The sequence below is a fragment of the Mesorhizobium sp. M0954 genome, from assembly GCF_040319155.1.
Lineage (GTDB): Bacteria > Pseudomonadota > Alphaproteobacteria > Rhizobiales > Rhizobiaceae > Mesorhizobium.
Genome location: NZ_JAMYNR010000001.1, coordinates 107635 through 127924 on the forward strand (window position 1 = coordinate 107635; position 20290 = coordinate 127924).

The 20290-nt window shown below is 62.9% G+C and carries 19 protein-coding genes; 7 read left to right on the forward strand and 12 right to left on the reverse strand.

Annotated features, from left to right (window positions below; translation table 11 throughout):
- Positions 1-15 precede the first annotated feature (15 nt).
- Complete coding sequence (gene nth, locus NKH93_RS00525) at positions 16-843, forward strand: endonuclease III (RefSeq protein ID WP_352918304.1); 828 nt, start codon at positions 16-18, stop codon at positions 841-843.
- 28 nt (positions 844-871) lie between these two features.
- Here nth and NKH93_RS00530 read toward each other — a convergent pair whose 3' ends face one another.
- The 4 genes from NKH93_RS00530 to NKH93_RS00545 form a co-directional block, all read right to left on the reverse strand.
- A complete protein-coding gene (locus NKH93_RS00530) occupies positions 872-2383 on the reverse strand; it encodes a tripartite tricarboxylate transporter permease (RefSeq protein ID WP_352502656.1) in 1512 nt (503 codons plus the stop codon).
- A gap of 9 nt (positions 2384-2392) precedes the next feature.
- Positions 2393-2860, reverse strand: coding sequence for a tripartite tricarboxylate transporter TctB family protein (locus NKH93_RS00535; RefSeq protein ID WP_352469443.1), 468 nt, complete (start codon positions 2858-2860; stop codon positions 2393-2395).
- A gap of 79 nt (positions 2861-2939) precedes the next feature.
- Complete coding sequence (locus tag NKH93_RS00540) at positions 2940-3917, reverse strand: tripartite tricarboxylate transporter substrate-binding protein (protein ID WP_352469444.1); 978 nt, start codon at positions 3915-3917, stop codon at positions 2940-2942.
- Positions 3918-4102: 185 nt separating this feature from the next.
- A complete protein-coding gene (locus NKH93_RS00545; RefSeq protein ID WP_352469445.1) occupies positions 4103-4558 on the reverse strand; it encodes a DUF2214 family protein in 456 nt (151 codons plus the stop codon).
- Between the two features lie 212 nt (positions 4559-4770).
- Between NKH93_RS00545 and NKH93_RS00550 the strand changes: the two genes are divergently transcribed.
- The 6 genes from NKH93_RS00550 to NKH93_RS00575 all read left to right on the forward strand — a co-directional run bounded on the left by NKH93_RS00550 (position 4771) and on the right by NKH93_RS00575 (position 10789).
- A complete protein-coding gene (locus NKH93_RS00550; protein ID WP_502896413.1) occupies positions 4771-5316 on the forward strand; it encodes a GNAT family N-acetyltransferase in 546 nt (181 codons plus the stop codon).
- A gap of 207 nt (positions 5317-5523) precedes the next feature.
- Entirely contained in the window at positions 5524-6501 is a 978-nt protein-coding gene (locus NKH93_RS00555; protein WP_352453995.1) for a Bug family tripartite tricarboxylate transporter substrate binding protein, read from the forward strand.
- 155 nt (positions 6502-6656) lie between these two features.
- Positions 6657-7190, forward strand: a complete 534-nt coding sequence (locus NKH93_RS00560; RefSeq protein ID WP_352469447.1) for a tripartite tricarboxylate transporter TctB family protein — start codon at positions 6657-6659, stop codon at positions 7188-7190.
- A 4-nt stretch (positions 7191-7194) separates the two neighbouring features.
- A complete protein-coding gene (locus NKH93_RS00565; RefSeq protein ID WP_352469448.1) occupies positions 7195-8718 on the forward strand; it encodes a tripartite tricarboxylate transporter permease in 1524 nt (507 codons plus the stop codon).
- Positions 8719-8733: 15 nt separating this feature from the next.
- On the forward strand, positions 8734-9918 hold the full coding sequence (locus NKH93_RS00570; RefSeq protein ID WP_352469449.1) for a CaiB/BaiF CoA transferase family protein: 1185 nt from the start codon (positions 8734-8736) through the stop codon (positions 9916-9918).
- Positions 9919-9937: 19 nt separating this feature from the next.
- Positions 9938-10789, forward strand: a complete 852-nt coding sequence (locus NKH93_RS00575) for a citryl-CoA lyase (protein ID WP_352469450.1) — start codon at positions 9938-9940, stop codon at positions 10787-10789.
- 79 nt (positions 10790-10868) lie between these two features.
- On the opposite strand, the gene NKH93_RS00580 is transcribed toward NKH93_RS00575, so the two are convergent.
- The 8 genes from NKH93_RS00580 to NKH93_RS00615 all read right to left on the reverse strand — a co-directional run bounded on the left by NKH93_RS00580 (position 10869) and on the right by NKH93_RS00615 (position 20127).
- Entirely contained in the window at positions 10869-11378 is a 510-nt protein-coding gene (locus NKH93_RS00580; RefSeq protein ID WP_352469451.1) for an NUDIX hydrolase, read from the reverse strand.
- Between the two features lie 130 nt (positions 11379-11508).
- Positions 11509-11814 (reverse strand): hypothetical protein, encoded by a 306-nt coding sequence (locus NKH93_RS00585; protein WP_352818280.1) that lies wholly within the window; start codon positions 11812-11814, stop codon positions 11509-11511.
- Between the two features lie 121 nt (positions 11815-11935).
- Positions 11936-12628: a response regulator transcription factor gene (locus NKH93_RS00590; protein WP_352818277.1), complete on the reverse strand. Its 693-nt coding sequence runs from the start codon at positions 12626-12628 to the stop codon at positions 11936-11938.
- The gene (locus NKH93_RS00595) at positions 12625-15366 is read right to left on the reverse strand and encodes a DUF4118 domain-containing protein (RefSeq protein ID WP_352767753.1); all 2742 of its coding nucleotides are present in this window, start codon (positions 15364-15366) and stop codon (positions 12625-12627) included. Before NKH93_RS00595 ends, NKH93_RS00590 begins: the two co-directional genes overlap by 4 nt.
- A 53-nt stretch (positions 15367-15419) precedes the next feature.
- Positions 15420-15989 (reverse strand): potassium-transporting ATPase subunit KdpC, encoded by a 570-nt coding sequence (gene kdpC / locus NKH93_RS00600; protein ID WP_023675296.1) that lies wholly within the window; start codon positions 15987-15989, stop codon positions 15420-15422.
- Between the two features lie 12 nt (positions 15990-16001).
- Positions 16002-18095, reverse strand: a complete 2094-nt coding sequence (gene kdpB / locus NKH93_RS00605) for a potassium-transporting ATPase subunit KdpB (RefSeq protein ID WP_352539404.1) — start codon at positions 18093-18095, stop codon at positions 16002-16004.
- 213 nt (positions 18096-18308) lie between these two features.
- Positions 18309-20012 (reverse strand): potassium-transporting ATPase subunit KdpA, encoded by a 1704-nt coding sequence (gene kdpA / locus NKH93_RS00610; protein WP_352539403.1) that lies wholly within the window; start codon positions 20010-20012, stop codon positions 18309-18311.
- Between the two features lie 25 nt (positions 20013-20037).
- Positions 20038-20127, reverse strand: a complete 90-nt coding sequence (locus NKH93_RS00615; RefSeq protein ID WP_023675300.1) for a K(+)-transporting ATPase subunit F — start codon at positions 20125-20127, stop codon at positions 20038-20040.
- Between the last annotated feature and the right edge of the window lie 163 nt (positions 20128-20290).

Genomic DNA, 20290 nt, shown 5'->3' on the forward strand with positions numbered 1-20290 from the left:
TATTATAGGAAGGCAATGACAAGCCCCAAGCCCAAAAACTCTTCTGCGCTAAAAAAAGACCTGTTGCCCGGCCGCCGCGACGGCTCGAACGCCAAGCGGCGTCCGCGGCCCGCAAGATCGCGGGCGCTTTACAGCGCGGCCGAGGTGCATGAGATTTTCCGGCGCTTTTCCGTTCAGCGGCCGGAACCGAGGGGCGAGCTCGAACATATCAACGCCTTCACGCTGTTGGTGGCGGTGGTGCTTTCGGCTCAGGCGACGGACGCCGGCGTCAACAAGGCGACGCGGGCGCTGTTCAAAATTGCCGACACGCCGCAAAAGATGCTGGCGCTGGGCGAGGCCAAGCTCGGCGACCATATCCGCACCATCGGGCTATGGCGCAACAAGGCCAAGAACGTCATCGCGCTGTCGGAGGCGCTGATCCGCGACCATGGCGGCGAGGTGCCTGAGGATCGCGATCAACTGGTCGAGCTGCCGGGTGTCGGCCGCAAGACCGCCAACGTCGTGCTCAATGTGGCATTCGGCCAGCATACGATGGCGGTCGACACGCACATCTTCCGCATCGGTAACAGGCTCGGCCTGGCGCCGGGCAAGACGCCGGAACAGGTCGAGCAAGGTTTCCTGAAGATCATTCCGGATGAATATATGCGGCACGCGCATCATTGGATGATCCTGCACGGCCGCTATGTCTGCAAGGCGCGCAAGCCGGATTGCCCGGCCTGCGTCATCGCCGATATCTGCAAGGCCAAGGAAAAGACGACCAGCGTGCCTGCACCGCTGGTGGAGATCGCGCCGCTCGGGCCAGGAGAAGCGGCTACTGAGTCAGTGCCCGGCAAGCGACTGTGAAGTTCCTCGCATGTGGCGCCGTCCACGTTCAGGAACTCTCTTCGACAAACACCTCCTCGCGCTTCTTCTTGACCGCGGGGAGAAACACGATGACGAGCACGGCAAGCGCGATGAGGAGCAGGCTGGCGCTGATCGGCCGCGTCACGAAGGTGCTCGGATCGCCGCGCGAGAGGATCATGGCGCGGCGCAGGTTTTCCTCGAGCAGCGGGCCGAGCACGAAGCCGAGCAGCAGCGGCGCAGGTTCGCAGCGCAGCTTGGTCAGGAGGTAGCCAAGCAAGCCGAAGAAGGCGACGGCATAGAGGTCGTAGACGTTGGTGTTGACGCTGTAAACGCCGATCGAGCAGAACGCCATGATGATCGGGAAGAGCACGTAGTAGGGGATGGTAAGAAGTTTCACCCAAAGCCCGATCAGCGGCAGGTTCAAGATGATCAGCATCAGATTGCCGATCCACATCGAGGTGATGATACCCCAAAACAGCGCAGGCTGTTCGATGGCGACATTGGGGCCGGGCACGATGCCCTGGATGATCATAGCGCCGATCATCAGCGCCATTACCGGGTTGGCCGGAATGCCGAGCGTCAGCATCGGGATGAAGGAGGTTTGGGCGCCGGCATTGTTGGCCGATTCCGGTCCGGCGACGCCTTCGATGGCGCCCTTGCCGAATTCCCCGGGATTTTTCGAGACACGTTTTTCGACGGTGTAGGAGGCAAAGGCGGCAAGGATCGCGCCGCCTCCCGGCAGGATGCCGAGCGCCGAACCGATGATCGTTCCGCGCACGATGGGAGCCGCCATGCGCCGAAAATCTTCGCGGGTCGGCATAAGGCCGGAGATCTTTCGGATCAGCACGGAACGCTCATGCTCGTTTTCGAGGTTGCGCAGTATCTCGGCGACGCCGAAGACACCGACCGCCACTGCGACGAAATTCAGCCCGTCGGCATATTCGCGGATGCCGAGCGTGAAACGGGGTGTACCGGTGTAGATATCGGTGCCGACAAGGCCGAGCAGCAGGCCGAGCACGACCATGGCCAGCGCCTTGACGATCGAGCCGTGGGCGAGCGCGACGGACGAGACCAGACCGACAATCATCAGCGAAAAATACTCGGCAGCACCGAATTTCAACGCTATCGCCGTCAGCGGCGGGGCAAAGATGGCGACGAGGAAGGTCGACACCGTGCCGGCAAAGAACGAGCCTATCGCCGCGGTCGCCAGTGCCGCCCCGGCGCGGCCTTTCCTGGCCATCTGGTAGCCGTCGATGGCGGTGACGGCCGACGAGGATTCGCCGGGCATGTTGATGAGAATAGCGGTAGTCGAGCCGCCATACTGCGCGCCGTAATAGATGCCGGCGAGCATGATCAGGGAGGAAACCGGATCGCCGATCTGGAAGGTGATCGGCAACAGCATGGCAATGGTTGCGGTGGCGCCGATACCGGGCAGGACACCAATCAGCGTGCCGAGAAGGACACCGATCAGGCAGAAACCGAGGTTTGCCAAAGATGTGGCCGTCGAAAAGCCGAGTGCGAGATTGTTGAGGAGTTCCATTTCATCTCCTCACAACGACAGTGGCAACCACGGGCCGAAACGCCGGAACGGCAGGCCGAGTGCGTAGCTGAAGATGGCGAACGCGAACAGCGTCAGGCCGGCCGACAGCACGAGCGCGGTCAGCGGCTTCATGCGGCCGCTGGCAAACGATGCGATCAGCGCCGCCAGGAAGATCGATGGGATGAAGCCGAGGCCGCGCACCGTCAGGCCGAAGAAGATCGGAGCAGGCAGGATGAACAGCATGCCGCGCCACGCAATGTAACCGATCGGCTCGCTCTCGAAGCGCACTGCCTCGACTAGGATGACGGCGCCGAGCAGAATGAGCACGATCGCCAGAACCAGGGGGAAATAGCCCGGCCCCATGCGAAAGGCGGTGCCGATTTCGAGGCCCAGCGACTGCAGCGCGAAAAAGACGCCAATAAAGATCAACAGCGCGGCGCATATGCCGTTGGCTCTGTCGATTGCGAAAGGTTTCATGACGTCCTCCCGGCCCGCCTCACGGGCGTGCCGATGCCGGTGTAAAAACGGGGCGCCGGCGGCGCCCCGTTAAAAACCTTTAGTCGGCGTACTGGCCGGCCGCTTCGATGATCGGCTTCCAGCGCGCAATCTCACTTTCCAGCTTGGCCTTGAGCGCGGCCGGCGTGGCATCGGCCTCGGGCGACGGCTTGGTGCCGAGTTCGGCAAATCGGGCGACGACGTTCTGGTCCTTCAGCGCCACCTGCAGAGATTTCGACAGGCGTTCGGTGATCTCGGCCGGCGTGCCCTTGGGTGCATAGATGCCGTGCCAGATGCCGACCTGCACCTGGGGAAGACCGGCCTCTATCGTCGTCGGCACGTCCGGCAGCACGTCTAGCCGTTGCGGCGAGGTTACGGCATAAGCCTTGATCGTGCCGCCCTGGATCTGCTTGGTGGTATTGGTCGTCTGGTCGCACATGATGTCGACCTGGCCGCCGAGAAGATCGGTCATGGCCGGGCCGGTGCCCTTATATGGTACGGTGACCAGCGGCGTGCCGATGGCGCTCATAAACAGCATGCCGCACAGATGCGAGGCGGCACCGATCCCGGCATTGGCAACGGTGATGCTGTCCTTGTTAGCCTTGGCGTAGTCGACCAGCCCCTTCAGATCGGTCGGCTCGAGGTCCTTGCGGCCGACGATGGTCATCGGCACCTCGGTGACGAGGCCGACATATTCGAATGCGTTCAGCGTGTCGTAGGCGAGCTTTCTGTAGAGCGTAGCACTTGTCGCCATGCCGATGTGATGGAGGAGCAGCGTGTAGCCGTCAGGCTCGGCATTTGCGACGCGGCCCGCGCCCAGTGTGCCGCCGGCGCCGCCGACATTCTCGACGATGACCTGCTGGCCGAGGTCCTTCGACATGGCTTCCGCGACAAGACGCGTGACGGTGTCAGTCGGGCCGCCGGCCGAAAACGGCACGACAATGCTGATCGTGCGTTCGGGGTAGGTCTGCGCGCCAGCGGCCGGTGGGTAAAGCATGGCGGCCGCAACGGCAGCCAGCGCGGCGACGAATTTTCTCATCGTGATTCCTCCCAGGATACGAATTACCAACCGCTGCGCGGAGTTCCTCTCAAAACCGAATGTAGATGGAGCAATAACTAGCGCAACCCGACAAATGACAATCAGCCTCGAACGGCAAACTGCACGTTTGTCCGCGCAAATGAGTGGAAAGGTTGGGCCGCGCGATGCCCTTCCTCCGACCTATCTTAATAACCGTAGCCGCGCGCCATCGCCGCCGCGAACACCGGGATCAAGAGGAAGATGAAGGCCTCGGTGCGGACATAGCTGCGAACGGACGCTAGCTCCGCCGCAGGCACCTGGAAGCCGGGACTGGCGCTCGCCTGCCTGTTCCAGGACAGGAATCGGACGGTCGGGATAATCGACAACAGGCCGACAATTGCGAAGGCGGCCATCTTTGCCCAGAACATCCAGTTGTAGACGTAGAATTCCCAGCCCTTGAGACCATAGATGACGCGGCCGATGCCGGCGACGATGATCAGCATGGCGATGATGCCGTAGTGGCGATCGATGCCGACAAGCCGCTTCAGCGTCGCGGCGGACAAGTCGCTGCGGATCAGGACGAACTCGGCGCCGATGATGCCTGCCAGCGAAAACACCAGCAGATGATGGAAGATGGCAAGCACAAGGTCGGTCGTGTCCATGCTGTTTTCCCTCTGTCGGACGGCAGCGCCGGAACCCAACGCGCCTGAACCAGTACTGGAGAAAAACTAACACCGCCTGGCAGGATTCACATCAGCCTGGAAGATGATCTACACAGCCTTGGCTCTTGTTTTTCGCAACGGATTTGGATTTCCCGTCTCGGGCGTGTCGCTGTCCCCACTTTTGGAAGACCTGCACGGGCAACAACCGAGACATGACCATGGCCAGTCCGCATACAATTGTCGCCCCAGTAATTGAGACCTCGCGCACGGTCCTGCGGCCGCACCGGCTTGACGATTTCGACGCCTATGTCGCGATGTGGGCCGATCCCGCCGTCACCCGCTTTATCGGCGGCAAGCCGCGCACGCGGGAGGAAAGCTGGATGCGCTTCCTGCGCCACGCCGGCCTGTGGTCGCTTCTGGGCTACGGCTTCTGGGCGATCGAGGAAAAAGCGACTGGCCGCTTCATCGGCGAGGCCGGCTTTCACGATCTGAAACGCGACATGACGCCGTCGATCGAGGGCATTCCGGAGGCCGGCTGGGCTCTGGTTTTGGGCGCGCATGGCCACGGGTTGGCCAGCGAAGTCGTCGCACGGGTGCTTGCCTGGGGCGACGAGACGTTCGGCGCCGCGAAGACCGTCTGCATCATCGATCCGGAAAACACCGGATCGCTGAACGTCGCGGCAAAATGTGGTTATGGCGAAGTGCTGCGAACCGTCTACCAAGGCAAGCCGACCATCCTGCTGGAGCGGCAACCCTGACGGATGTTGTTTGGCACTGCCTGCCACGTCGTCTTCGGGCGTCCGGTTCGCCAGCCTGAAAATCGTGCAGGCCGATTGTGCCGCATGCGGCGTGTTCTGTCTTTGACAGGAAGACGCAAACTCTGCATGAATTTTATCGAGCGGGTCTGAAGTCAGGCCACGTTTCTGGCAGGCACCGGAGGAGGTGTCGCGATTTGGAGGAATCCCATGCTGAACAGACGCCGATTCTTGATGAGCACCGCGGCAGCAGGTGCTGCCGGACTCGCGGCATCGCATTTTATTCCCGCCTTCGCGCAGGACGCGCCGCAGCTGCAGATTTTCGTGCCAGCGGCGCCGGGCGGCGGCTGGGACCAGACGGCGCGCGCCATGGACCAGGTGCTGCGCAGCGAAAAACTGATCTCCGGCTCGCAGATCACCAATGTCGGCGGCGCCGGCGGTACTGTCGGCCTGCCGCAATTCGTCAACCAGTGGAAGGGCAAGGGCAATGCGCTGATGGTGGCTGGCATGGTCATGGTCGGCGCGATCATCGCCAACAAGGCGGCTAACAACCTTACCGAAGTCACGCCAATCGCCCGCCTTACTGGCGAGTTCGAGGCGCTTGTGGTGCCGGCCGCCTCGCCATTCAAGACTGCGGCCGACTTTGTTGCCGCCCTCAAAGCCGACCCGACGCAGGTTCCGGTCGCCGGCGGTTCGGCTGGCGGCTCGGACCACATCTTGTTCGGCCTCATCGCCAAGACCGTCGGTGTTCCGGCCACCAATCTCTCCTATGTGCCGTTTGCCGGCGGCGGCGAGGCGCTGTCGGCGCTGCTCGGCAACCAGGTCGCGGCCGGCATCTCCGGCTATGGCGAGTTCGCCGAACAGGTCAAGGCGGGTGCGCTGCGGCTGCTGGCCATCTCCGCGGATAAACGCCAGGAGGGAATTGATGCGCCGACGATGAAGGAAGCCGGCATCGATGTCGAGCTGTTCAACTGGCGCGGCGTCTTCGCACCGCCCGGCGTCTCGGACGCCGACAAGGCAGCAATGATCAAGCTGATCGAGACCATGGCCAAGAGCGACGCCTGGGCCACCGAATGCAAGAACCGTAACTGGACGCAGATCCTGCTCACCGGTGACGATTATGCGAAATTCGTCGCCGAAGACACGGCCCGCATCGGGACGATCCTCAAGGACCTCGGCCTGGCGTGATGCTCTCGGCAAGGGGCGGCCTGCGCCCAACCCTTGCCGATTTTCGCCAGCCGCATGGACATACGCGGCGCCGGAGGTGAAACTAGGCCGAGATCGGCCGAGTGAGACCGGTCCAGGGAGAACCGGCCCTCGGGGCTGGCATTGGGAGGACGATGATGAGCACCAGCGACCAGCAGGCGCCGCCGCGCCTTGCAGTGCCCGAACTGCTGATCGGCGTTGGGCTCCTCGCCTGTGCGGGTGCGGTTGCCTGGCAGACGCTGGCAATCCCGGTCTCGCCGCTCTATTCCAAGGTCGGTCCGACCGTCTTTCCCTACATCACCATGACCGGGATGATGATCCTGTCGCTGCTGCTCATCATTGCCGCCTTGCGGGGCGGATGGCAGCCGGAGGACGAAAAGGAGACGCCGACCGACTGGAAGGCGATGGGCATCGTCGCCCTCGGACTGATCGCCAATCTGGTGCTGATCCAGCCGCTCGGCTTTACCGCGGCATCTGTCATCATGTTCGTTCTCATCTGCCACGGTTTCGGCAGCCGGCGTCCGCTGCGTGACGTGCTGCTCGGGCTGATCCTGGCGCTGGCCGCCTATTTCGGCTTTGCCAGGGCGCTTGGCGTCAATATCGGTGCCGGCTTCATCGAAAACCAGCTGAATGCGACCGTCGATTCGATCGTTGCCATGCTGAGGGGCTGACGCCATGGAAACGCTTGGCCATCTCGCGCACGGATTTTCGGTCGCCTTCTCGCCGATCAATCTCATATGGTGCCTGGTCGGCACCACGCTGGGGACTGCCATCGGCGTGCTGCCCGGCCTCGGGCCGGCACTGACCATCGCGCTGCTGTTGCCGATCACCTATCAGGTGGCGCCGGAGGCATCCTTCATCCTGTTTGCCGGCATCTACTACGGCGCCATGTATGGCGGCTCGACGACATCGATCCTGCTCAACACGCCTGGCGAAAGCGCCACCATCGTCACCGCGCTGGAAGGCAACCGGATGGCCCGCTCCGGCCGTGGCGGTGCGGCCCTGGCGACCTCGGCGATCGGCTCCTTCGTCGCCGGCACGCTGGGCACGATCGGCGTTGCCTTCCTGGCGCCGATCGTCGTCAAATTCGCGCTGGCCTTCGGCCCGGCCGAATATTTCTCGCTGATGGTGCTGGCCTTCATCACGGTTTCGGCGGTGCTCGGCTCGTCTTCGGTGCGCGGCCTGACCAGTCTGTTCGTCGGCTTCGTCGTCGGCATGATTGGCGTCGACCTGCAGACGGGGCAGCCGCGCTTCACCTTCGGCATGAGCGAATTGTTGGACGGCGTCGACGTCATCGTCGTCGCCGTTGGCCTGTTCGCCGTTGGCGAGACGCTTTACATGGCCTCGCGCCGCTATGCCGGCAAGGACGATATCGTGCCGTTGAAGGGCTCGCTCTACATGACCGCGGCCGAATGGGCGCGCTCGTGGAAGCCATGGCTGCGCGGTGCCCTGATCGGCTTCCCGATCGGTGCCATGCCGGCCGGCGGCGCCGAAATCCCGACCTTCCTCTCCTATGCGATCGAGAAGAAACTCTCCAGACACAAGGAGGAGTTCGGCACCGTCGGCGCCATCGAGGGCGTTGCCGGGCCGGAGGCCGCCAACAATGCATCCGCGGCCGGCGTGCTGGTGCCGATGCTGACGCTCGGCCTGCCGACCTCGGCGACGGCCGCGATCATGCTGTCGGCGTTCCAGAGCTACGGTATCAATCCGGGGCCGCTGCTGCTGACGACGCAGGCCGACCTGGTGTGGGGGCTGATCGCCAGCCTGTTCATCGCCAATGTCATCCTCGTCGTCCTCAACCTGCCGCTGATCGGGCTCTGGGTGCGATTGCTGAAGATCCCGGCGCCGCAGCTCTATGCCGGCATCCTCGTGTTCGCCACGGTCGGCACCTACGGTATCTCGCAATCGCCGATCGACCTCGTCATCCTCTATCTGCTCGGTGCCGCCGGCTTCCTGATGCGGCGTTTCGATTTCCCGACCGCGCCGGTCATCATCGGCATGATTCTCGGGCCGCTTGCGGAAACGCAGTTCCGCCGCGCGATGACCATCTCGAACGGCGATTGGACGGTGTTCTACAAGCATCCGCTGTCGCTGACGCTGCTGACGCTGGCCTTCATCGGCCTGGTTGGACCGCATATCTGGGCCTACATCGAGCACAGGCGCATGCGTGGACCGGAGCACGTGCCGGGCGATGCCTGAGCTGTTCGTGACGTCATGACAGACCTGCTTTCCGGCATCCGCGTCCTTGACCTGACCAATGTGCTGGCCGGCCCCTATTGCGCCTACCAGCTGGCGTTGCTCGGGGCCGACGTCATCAAGGTCGAGACGCCGCAAGGTGGTGATCTGGCGCGCCAGCTCGGCGCCTCGCCGGAGCTCAACCGGGCGGGCATGGGCGCTTCGTTCCTGGCGCAGAATGCCGGCAAACGCTCGGTGGCGCTCGATCTCAAGCAGGAGGCCGACCGCGAACGCTTCCTCGATCTGGTCGCTTCGGCCGACGCGCTGGTCGAGAATTTCCGCCCCGGCGTAATGGACCGGCTGGGGCTTGGCCATGCCAGGCTGAAGGAGGTCCGGCCAAGCCTTGTCTACTGTGCGATATCGGGCTTCGGCCAGACCGGGCCGATGCGCGACAATCCAGCCTACGACCAGATTATCCAGGGTCTTTCCGGCATCATGAGCATCACCGGTACACCGGAAACGGCGCCGCTGCGTGTCGGCTATCCCGTCGCCGATACGCTTGGCGGGCTGGTCGGAGCCTTCGCCATTACCGCCGCACTGGTCAAGCAGAAGACGACTGGCGAGGGCGCGTTCCTCGACGTGTCGATGCTCGAATGCACGCTTTCTGCGCTCGGCTGGCCGGTGTCGAACTATCTGACGGCGGACGTCGAGCCGCAGCCGATGGGCAATGAAAACATGACGGCCGCACCGTCTGGCGCGTTTCGCACCGGCGACGGCTTGCTCAACATCGCCGCCAACAAGCAAGAGCAGTTCGTCACACTGTGCCGGTTGATCGGTCGGCCGGAGTTGGCGTCGGATGTCCGCTTTGCCGAGCGCGAAACGCGCAAGCAGAACCGCATTGCATTGAAAGCGCTGATCGAGGATGCCTTGGCGAGCGGCTCGGCCGCCGCCTGGGAGGAGACGTTCAATCGCGCCGGCGTGCCGGCAGGCCGGGTGCTGACAATCCCGCAGGTACTGCAAGAGAGACAAGTGATCGAGCGCGGCATGACGGTACGCTTCCAGGCCGTGTCCGGGATGGCTAGGCCGCTGACCGTGGTGCGCGGCGGCTTCATGGTCGATGGCGAGGCACCTTTGCCGAGCAGGCCGCCGCCGGGGCTGGGCGAGCATATGGACGAAGTTTTTGCCAACCTGCCGCCACGCGCCAAGAAAAGAGCGAAGGCATGAGCGGCACGGAAAAGAAGCCATGAGCGACACGGAAAACAAGGCTGGCCGCGCGCGCGGCGAGGAATGGTGGCAGACCGGCATCATCGAGATGCGCCCCGGCGTCATCCGGCTGCGCGGCTATGAAATCCAGGATCTGATCGGTCGCGTCAGCTTTCCGGCAATGATCTGGCTCATGCTGCGCGGCGAACTGCCGAGCGAGGAGCAGGCGGCGCTGCTCGGCATCGCGCTGGGTGCTGCCGTCGACCATGGGCCGCAGGCGCCGTCGATCGCCATCGCCCGCATGGCGATCACGTGCGGCGTCGGCATCAACAGCGCCATGGCATCTGCCATCAACGTGCTTGGCGATGTGCATGGCGGCGCCGGCGAACAGGCGCTTTCCTTCTACGGCGACATCGCCGCTGAAGTGGACGCCGGCGTGCCCCTCACGGGCGCCGTGTCGCTGCGGGTTGATCATTTCCTTGCTGGGGAGGACGGTTATGTGCCCGGGCTCGGCCATCGCTTCCACCCGGTCGACCCGCGGGCGCCCCGCCTCATCGAGCTGACCCGTGACTTTGCCGCGCGCGGCGTCGTCAGCGGGCGCTTCGCCGATATCGCCGAGATGGTCGAGGCCGAGGTTTCGCGGCGCAAGGGCAAAAAAATCCCGCTCAATATCGACGGCGCCACGGCCGTCATCTACGGCGAGCTCGGCTTCCCGCCGCCGCTGACGCGGGGCCTTTTCGTGCTGTCGCGCTCCGTCGGCATCCTCGCACATGCATGGGAACAGTCGCAGGAGAGCGAACGCAACAAAGGGCCACTGCCGCGCGAATGGCTGTGGGCCTATACCGGCACGCCGGCGCGGCCTCTGCCCGAGGAAGACGATGGCAGTCAGTGAGGCATCGGTTCAAGAGACGGGGGCGGCGGGCGCTGGAAACCAATTCCATCCCGACACAGTTGGGGCATGCCTCCATCTTCTATTGAGCGGGATCTTTTCCGAACGCCGGACTCTGCTTTTTGGGATTATGCTCCAGTTCGGCAATCCTGATGTTCCTCACCAGCGTCGAAAGATCCGGCTCGTCGATCAGCAACGCCGCGTCGGTCGGCGTCAGCCATGCCCGCTGCCGTCTCTTGGCTTCTTGCCACTTGGCAAGTTCCTCGGTTACCTCAAGCAAATAGACGACGACATCGACGCGAACGAAGCGGTTCGCCAGCCGCTTCCAGTAGTGGTAGGTGCCGGCAGGCTGTTTCAGTGTCTTGCCGAGAACACCGGCTTCTTCCTGTGCTTCGATGGTGGCTGCCTTGCGGCCGCTCTTGCCCTTCATCGGCCAGCCCTTCGGTACGATGAAGCGCCTCGTCGTTCGCGATGTGACCAGCATCACCTCGACATCGCCATGCTCGTTCAGCCGAAAGGGAATCGCCGCGACCTGGCGAACCCCGTCGCCCTTCCTTGCCTTGCGTACAACCTTCTTCTTGCTGGCTGCCATTCGATAATCCAGTCGAATCGGTGCCCAGACGGCAAGGGCAGCGTTGCAAACTCGCCCGCTTTCAATGGGGCGCAGGCGGAGCGGTTTCCCCAGTATATAAGTCGGCTAAATAAATGAAAGGGACCGGTCGTCAGCGGCAGGTGCTGACAAAGCCGCTCCCTGACGGCAGCAACTGGCAAGTTGGCCTCATCTGCGGCACCTCCTGCCGTTGCGGTATTGGGATTTGGCGATCCAGGGCACGGTACTGCTGTTGCTGCTGCTGGTATTGCTGCCGCCGCAGCCTGTTCTCCAACATCTGCAACTGGTCTTGCTGGATCAACACGTTGCGATCGGCGGGACTGCCGACCTGTGCCGATGCAGCAGGATTTACGCCCGACAGCATCGACGCAGTCAGCATTGCCGACCCTAAAAACGTCAATAGACGAAGCCGTGGCATTCGTTCATTCCCGCACAAAACCAATCTTCTTTTAATATAGGGCTTTTGTCCGGCGACGCCATGGCCGCCGCTGATTTGAAGCAGATTGGAAGAGGCATTTCGGCTTCGGATGCTCGTCGCGTCAATCGACTTCGCGCAGCCGGTATCCGACGCCGGTCTCGGTCGTGATATAGCGGGGCTGGTCGGGCGTCTTTTCAATCTTTAGCCTGAGTTGCCGGACATAGACTCTGAGATATTGAACGTCGGTGGAATCGCCCCAGACCTGCTTCAGCAGGAACTGGTGGGTGAGAACCTTGCCGGCGTGCTGCACCAAGGTGCGAAGAATGTCGTATTCCTTCGGCGAGAGCTTTATCTCCTTGTCCTCGATCTTGACGACGCGCTTCACCAGATCGACGGAGAGGTCGCCGGTCTGGAACACCGGTCTCTCACCCTGCTGCTGGAACTTGTGGCGAAGCGCGACGCGGATGCGTGCGACAAGCTCGTTCATACCGAATGGCTTGGTGACATAATCGTCGGCGCCGAGTTCGAGGGCCGAGACGATGCCGGCCTCGTCGGTGCGGCTGGAAAGAATAACCACGGGAATGTCCAGGCCATCATCCCGCCATTTGCGGAGCAGCTCATGCCCGCTCATGCCGGGCAGGCCGAGATCGAGCAGCACAAGGTCCGGCTTTTCCGTCGCGATGAGTTCAATCGCCGCCCTGGCGTTCGGCGCCTCGCTGATCGCATAGCCTTGGCTGCCAAGCCCGACGCGAAGCAGTTTCCGGATCGGCGGTTCGTCGTCGACCACCAATATCCTGACGTCCAGGCTCGTCATGCCAGATCGTCCATATTTTGATGGCCCGTCTCGGGTTCGCCGAGATTGGGCAGTTCCGCCGGCACCAGTTGCATCCTGATGGTGAAAACCGCCCCCGAGCGGTCGGACCTGTTTGCCGCCAAGAGCGTCCCGCCCATCGCTTCGATGAAGCCGCGGCAAATCGACAGGCCGAGCCCCGTGCCGGCACGCACCTGGTCACCCTTGCGCACACGGTAGAAAGTGTCGAAAACGCGCTCTAGATCCGCTGGCGGAATGCCTGGTCCCTCATCCATGATCTGCAGGATGACGAAGCCGTTGTCGGCCCAGGCTTGCAGGCGGATCGTCGAACCTGGCGGCGCGTATTTTGCAGCATTGTCGAGGAGGTTGAACAGCACCTGTTCGAACAGAACGGGGTCGACCCGCAACATCGGCAGATCCGATGGAATGTCGATCTCGGTCTTATGCTCGCCGACGATTTTGCGGGCCCGATACAGAGCTGAACCGACAATGTCGCCGAGATAGTGAAACGCATAGTTCGGCTCCATCGTGCCGGATTCGATCTTGGTCATATCGAGCAGATTGGCGATGAAGCGGTTAAGCCTCTCCGCTTCATCGAGCACGGTCGACAGCAGTTCCGCCCGGTCCTGCTCGGGAAGCGCGGCCTCGAAGTCCCTGAGTGTTCCGGCCGCGCCCATGATGGCGGCAAGCGGCGTTTTCAAATCGTGGGAAATGGAGGTGAGCAAGGCCGAGCGCAGACGGTCTGCCTCGGCCGCAAGCTTGGCCCGGTCAACATCGGCGACGAGCTGGATGCGCTCGATGGCGACCGCCGCCTGGTCGGCGAGCGCATCGAGCAGACGCTGCTGCTCGGGTGTCAGCAGCGGACCTTGCTTGTCGTTGTCGAGGCCGACAACGCCTACCGCCGTGCGTCCGGTCCGCAAGGGCAGATAGAGGCGCTTTGCTCCGGGCAGCGTGTCGGCGCCGCGCCCGGCGGCGCGGTTATGCTCCCAGGCCCAGCGGGCTGCTGCGATGTCGGCCTCGGCCAGCGTGTCGTCGGGTGGGTAGCCGGCTTTGACCGCAATCGTGCCGTTCTCCGGCAGAAGCAGCACCACGCGCAGCTTCAGCATCGAGGCGATCTGGAAGGCAGTCGCCCAGAGAACGTCATCAAGCGTCCCAGCGCCGGCGAGCTTCTTTGAGAAGAGATAAATATCTTCTGTGGCGCGTGCCCGCGAGCGCGCGGCGACCGCCTGACGCTGCACGCGCGCTGTTAGATTGCTGCCAATGACCGCAACAACCAGGAAGACAGCCAGCGCAACGATGCTCTCCGGATCCTCGATCGTCAGCGTGTAGCGTGGTTCTAGGAAGAAATAGTTGAAGGCAATGGCGCTGATGAGGCAGGCATACAAAGCCGGCCAGAGACCGCCGGTCACCGCCGACGTCAGGACCCCAATGAGAAAGATGATCGCCAGATTGCGGACGTCGAGAAACTGGTCGAGAAGGACGGCGAAGGCGAGCGAGCCAACAACATAGGCCGTGGCCCTGAGATAGGGCCAGATCTCGAACTGCCACTGCTCGTCCGCCGCCTTGACGGTCCTCGAAGTCGCCTCGGCGTTGCGTTCGTTTCCCGAAATGACATGGACGCTGATGTCGCCGGCATTGCGGATGAGATCGTAAGTGAGCGAGCCTTCGATCAATTCCCGCCAACGCGATCGGGTCGGCCTGCCGATCACGATATGGGTGAAGTTGTTCGCCGTCGCATGCCGAACGATGTCTTGCGCGACGTTCTGACCCGGAATGGTCGTCACCTCGGCACCGAGCTGCTCGGCAAGGCGCAGCTGCGTCGCCAGCCGATCCTTGTCCTCCTCGGGCATGGCCGCTGAATGAGGGGTATCGACATGAAGCGCCGTCCAAGGGGCGCGGAGCCGGTCGGCCAACCTCCGCGCATAGCGTACACGGGCCGCCCCGCCCGGACGCGCATCGACGCAGACGAGAACCCTTTCCCCCGCCGCCCAAGGCCCGGGTATCGCGTGGGCCCGCATGTGGGTCAGCAACTGCTCGTCGACCCGCTGGGCAGTGCGGCGGAGCGCCAATTCCCGGAGCGCCGTCAGATTGCCCGGCGAGAAATAGTTCTCGATGGCGCGCTGGGCGGTGCTGGGGATGTAGACCTTGCCTTCCTCAAGCCGTTTGATCAGATCGTCGGGGGTGAGGTCGATGATCTCGATGTCGTCGGCCTGGTCGATTATGGAGTCGGGGACAGTTTCCCGCACCCTGACGCGGGTGATCTGCGCCACGACATCGTTCAGGCTCTCGACGTGCTGGATATTCAGCGTCGTGTAGACATCGATGCCGTGCGTCAGGATTTCCTGGACGTCGAGATAGCGCTTGGGGTGACGGCTGCCGGCGACGTTGGTGTGGGCGAGTTCGTCGACCAGAACTAGCGCCGGGTGCCGGGCGAGGATGGCGTCGAGATTCATCTCCTCAAGGATCCGCCCCTTGTAATCGATCTCAAGGCGAGGAATGACCTCGTAGCCTTCGACCAGCGTCTGGGTTTCCTTGCGGCCGTGCGTCTCGACGATGCCGATCACCACGTCGACCCCGTCGGCCAGCCTGGCGCGGCCCGACATCAGCATCTCGTAGGTCTTGCCGACACCGGGGGCGGCGCCGAGAAATATCCTCAGGCGGCCGCGCTCCTCCCGCTCGGCATGCTCGAGCAGCGCGTCGGGAGAGGGCCTGGTTTCGGCGGTGCGTCTGTCGTCTGGCATACGGGTCAATCATGAACGGCGCCGGCTTCGGTGTCGATCCCGGCGCCGGTCCTTCACTGTTTCATGGCATCGTCCAGCGCAAGGTTGAGGGCCAGCACATTGACTACCGCCTCGCCGATGAATCCCAATTCGCGATCTTCGACATGGCTGTCGACAAGCGATTTGATCCTGGATTCATCGACGCCCCTGGCCTTGGCCACCCTGGCAACCTGAAAATAGGCCGCATCGGGGCTGATATGCGGATCGAGGCCGCTGCCGGACGTGGTGACCAGATTCATCGGTACCGGCTGGCTCGGGTTTTCGGCTCTCAGCTTTTCGGCGTCGCTCTTGATCCTGTCGATGAGCTTCGGGTTGGTCGGGCCGAGATTCGAGCCGCCCGAGGCGGCGGCATTGTAGCCGTCGCCGGCAGCCGACGGGCGGCCATGGAAGTAGCGGTCGCTTTCGAAAGCCTGGCCGATCAGCTCGGAACCGACGAGCTTGCCGTCCTTCTCGATCAGGCTGCCATTGGCCTGGCGCGAAAACAGCGCCTGGGCAATGCCGGTCATGCCGATCGGATAGACCAAACCCGTCAGAATGGTGAAGAAGACGATCATGACGATCGCGGGCCTGATTTGATTGAGCATCGACGTGGTTCCTTAGGCGAGACCGAGAGCGGTGATGGCCATGTCGATCATCTTGATGCCGACGAAGGGCACTACGACGCCGCCAAGGCCATAGACAATGAGATTGCGGCTGAGCAGCGCACCGGCGCCGACCGCGCGGTATTTGACGCCCCTCAGCGACAGCGGGATCAGCGCAATGATGATCAGCGCGTTGAAGATGATGGCCGAGAGGATAGCGCTCTGCGGCGTCGCCAGATGCATGACATTGAGCGCTTGCAGCGGCCCGGCGGTCTGGCCCGGGGCGATGTAGAAGGCGGCGAATATTGCCGGGATGATGGCAAAATACTTGGCCACGTCGTTGGCGATGGAGAAGGTGGTCAGCGAGCCACGCGTCATCAGCAGCGCCTTGCCGATTTCGACGATCTCGATCAGCTTGGTCGGATCGCTGTCGAGATCGACCATGTTGCCGGCCTCGCGCGCCGCGACCGTGCCGGTGTTCATGGCAACGCCGACATCGGCCTGCGCAAGGGCCGGCGCATCGTTGGTGCCATCGCCGCACATCGCGACCAGTTTGCCTTTGGCCTGCTCGTCGCGGATCAGCTTCAACTTGTCCTCGGGCGTCGCCTGGGCAAGGAAGTCGTCGACGCCGGCTTCCGCCGCGATCGCCGCCGCGGTCATCGGATTATCGCCGGTGATCATCACCGTGCGGATGCCCATGCGGCGCAATTCGGCAAAGCGTTCTGCGATGCCGCCCTTGACGATGTCCTTCAGATGGACGACGCCGAGCAGGCGCCCGTCGCGCTCGACCGCGAGTGGAGTGCCACCCGATTTGGCGATCTCGTCGGCGATCGCCTGAAGGTCGCGGACGGTGTCGCTGCCGGGGCGCATACTGCCTGTGGCAACGGTCGAGAGGTTGACGTGGGCAAGTACCGCATCGACTGCGCCCTTGCGGACCGAGGAGCCTTCCAGATCGACACCGCTCATGCGGGTTTGCGCGGTGAAGGGCACGAAAGTCGCGTGCAGGCTTGCCATGTCGCGGGCGCGGATAGCGTATTTTTCCTTCGCCAGGACGACGATCGAGCGGCCTTCCGGCGTTTCGTCGGCAAGCGAGGCAAGCTGAGCCGCGTCGGCCAGTTCCTGTTCGGTGACGCCCTTGACCGGACGAAATGCCGTCGCCTGACGGTTGCCCAGCGTGATGGTTCCGGTCTTGTCGAGCAGCAGCGTGTCGACATCGCCGGCCGCCTCGACGGCGCGCCCCGACATGGCGAGCACGTTGAAGCGCACCAGGCGGTCCATGCCGGCAATGCCGATAGCCGACAGCAGGGCGCCAATTGTGGTCGGGATCAGGGTAACGAACAGGGCGACCAGCACGGTCACCGGGATATAGCCGCCCGAATACGAGGCGAAGCTCGGGATCGTCGCCGTCGCCAGCACGAAGATCAGCGTCATGCCGACGAGCAGGATGTTGAGCGCGATCTCGTTGGGTGTCTTCTGGCGCTCGGCGCCCTCGACCAGCGAGATCATGCGGTCGAGGAACGTATGACCGGCAGCCGCAGTGATGCGCACGCGGATCCAGTCGGACAAGACCTGCGTGCCGCCGGTCACCGCCGAACGATCGCCTCCGGATTCGCGGATGACCGGTGCGGATTCGCCGGTGATGGCCGCCTCGTTGACCGACGCCACGCCTTCGACCACCTCGCCGTCCGAGGGGATGATGTCGCCGGCTTCGACAAGCACGGTGTCGCCGACCTTCAGGCTGGTGCCGGGCACCAGTTTGAACTTGCTGCGGTCGCCACCGTTCAACAGCTTGGCCTGCGTCTCGGTTCGCGCCCGACGCAGCGAGTCAGCTTGCGCCTTGCCGCGGCCTTCGGCCACCGCTTCGGCGAAATTGGCGAAGAGCACGGTGAACCACAGCCAGATGATGATCTGCAGCGTGAAGCCAAGATCGCCGCCGCTGGTAACGAGATCCTTGACGAACAGCACGGTGGTGAGCGCCGAGACGACGGCGACGACGAACATCACCGGGTTTCGCATCAAGGTGCGCGGGTTCAGTTTTCTGAAGGAACCGCCGATAGCGGGCCACAGAATGCGGGTATCCATGATGCTCACGGATTTCGACGGGCTCATTTGGTAGCTCCAGTGTCGATGTTGTTGACCGGTCGATCGTGTGCCGAACGAAGGTGCGGCGGCCCGTAAGCCAGCAGCCAGATCATGATCAAGGCTGCCGCAATAGCGAGGAATGTGGACAGCGTCGGGAAAGGAGGGGGCGTTTTCTCCCCCTCCGGCTCGGGGCGATGCCGGACCTTTCGAGGTATGATCTTGAACCAGGGCATCGCCGTTTCAGAATGTCTGACCGTGAATCATCGCCAGGTGCTCGACGATCGGTCCGACCGCCAGGGCCGGGAAGAAGGTCAGGCCGCCGACGATCAGGATGACACCGGCCAGCAGCCCGACGAACAGCGGACCATCGGTCGGGAAGGTGCCGGCGGAGGCAGGGACGGTCTTCTTCGCAACCAGCGAGCCAGCAATCGCCAACGCCGGAATAATGACCAGGAACCGGCCCATCAGCATGCCGATGCCGAGCGTTACGTTGTACCAGGGCGTGTTGCCGCTGAGGCCGCCAAAGGCGGAGCCATTGTTCGCCGCGGCCGAGGTGTAGGCATAGAGAACCTCGGAGAAGCCATGCGGGCCGGCATTGGCGATGGAAGCAACGCCGGTCGGCAGCACCACCGCGATAGCAGTGAAGATCAGCATTGCAAGCGGCAGGCAGAGCACGGCCAGCATAGCCATCTTGACCTCCTTGGCCTCGATCTTCTTGCCGAGATATTCGGGCGTGCGTCCGACCATCAGCCCGGCGACGAAAACGGCAATGACGATGAACATCAGGATACCGTAGAAGCCGGCGCCGACGCCGCCGACAATGACCTCGCCGAGCTGCATGTTGATGATGGGGATCATGCCGCCGAGTGCGGTGAAGCTGTCATGCATGGCGTTGACCGCGCCGCAGGATGCGGCCGTGGTGATGACGGCAAACAGTGCCGACAGGGCGATGCCGAAGCGGCTCTCCTTGCCCTCCATGTTGCCGCCGTCGACACCCAGCGCATGAACAAGCGGATTGCCGGCGGCTTCCGCCCAGTAGCAGACGGCAACGCCAGCGATGAACAGCACGCCCATCGCCGACAGAATTGCCCAGCCCTGGCGCTGGTTGCCTACCATGCGGCCGAAGACATTGGTCAGCGCCGCGCCGAGGGCAAAGATCGTCACCATCTGGATCAGGTTCGAGATCGCGTCGGGATTTTCAAACGGGTGCGCTGCATTGGCGTTGAAGAAACCGCCGCCATTGGTGCCGAGCATCTTGATGGCAACCTGGGAAGCGACCGGCCCGACCGCGATAGTCTGTTGCGCGCCTTCGAGCGTCGTCGCGTTGACGTAGGCAGCGAGCGTCTGCGGCATGCCGAGATAGACATAGACGAGAGTCAACACGATGCAAAAGGGCAAAAGCAGGTAGAGCGTGCCGCGGGTCATATCGACCCAGAAATTGCCGATCGATTTGCCTGAGGCTCTGGCAAAGCCGCGGATCAATGCGACCGCAATGGCGACGCCAGTCGCCGCCGACAGAAAATTCTGCACGGTCAAGCCGGCCATCTGCACGAGATAGGACATCGTGCTTTCGCCGCCGTAGTTCTGCCAGTTGGTGTTGGTCATGAAGCTGGCGGCGGTGTTGAAGGCCAGCTCAGGTTCGACGGCGGTCATGCCGGCCGGATTGTAGGGCAGGCCGCCTTGCAGCCGTTGCAGGAAATAGAGCACCAGGAAGCCGGCCAGGTTAAAGAACAGCAGGGCGGCCGCATAGGAGGTCCAGTGCTGCTCCTCGCGCTCGCTGGTCCCTGATATGCGGTAGAGCCCGCGCTCGAGCGGGGCCAGAATTGACGACAGGAATGTGCGCTCGCCGCTGAAAACGCGATGCATGTAGCCGCCGAGCGGCTTGGCCAGCAGAACGACGATCCCGCAATAGACGAGGATCTGCAGCCATCCGTTGATTGTCATGGGGTTGGCTCCTTGCCAGCGGAGATCAGAAGCGTTCCGGGCGAACGAGGGCGTATGTCAGGTAGGCGAGAAGAAACAAGGTCACGGCGCCGCCGAGGATATAGTCGAAAAGCATGTTACGATCCCCTAAACTTACAGCTTGTCGCAGGCTTTGATGTAGCCGAAGCATAGAGCAAAGAACGCGATTCCAATCGCGACAACAAATATGTCCATAATGCATTTTCCTATATCGTGTTTGTTCTTTTAATTTGGACAAAACTGCCCAACCCGTCGCCGCA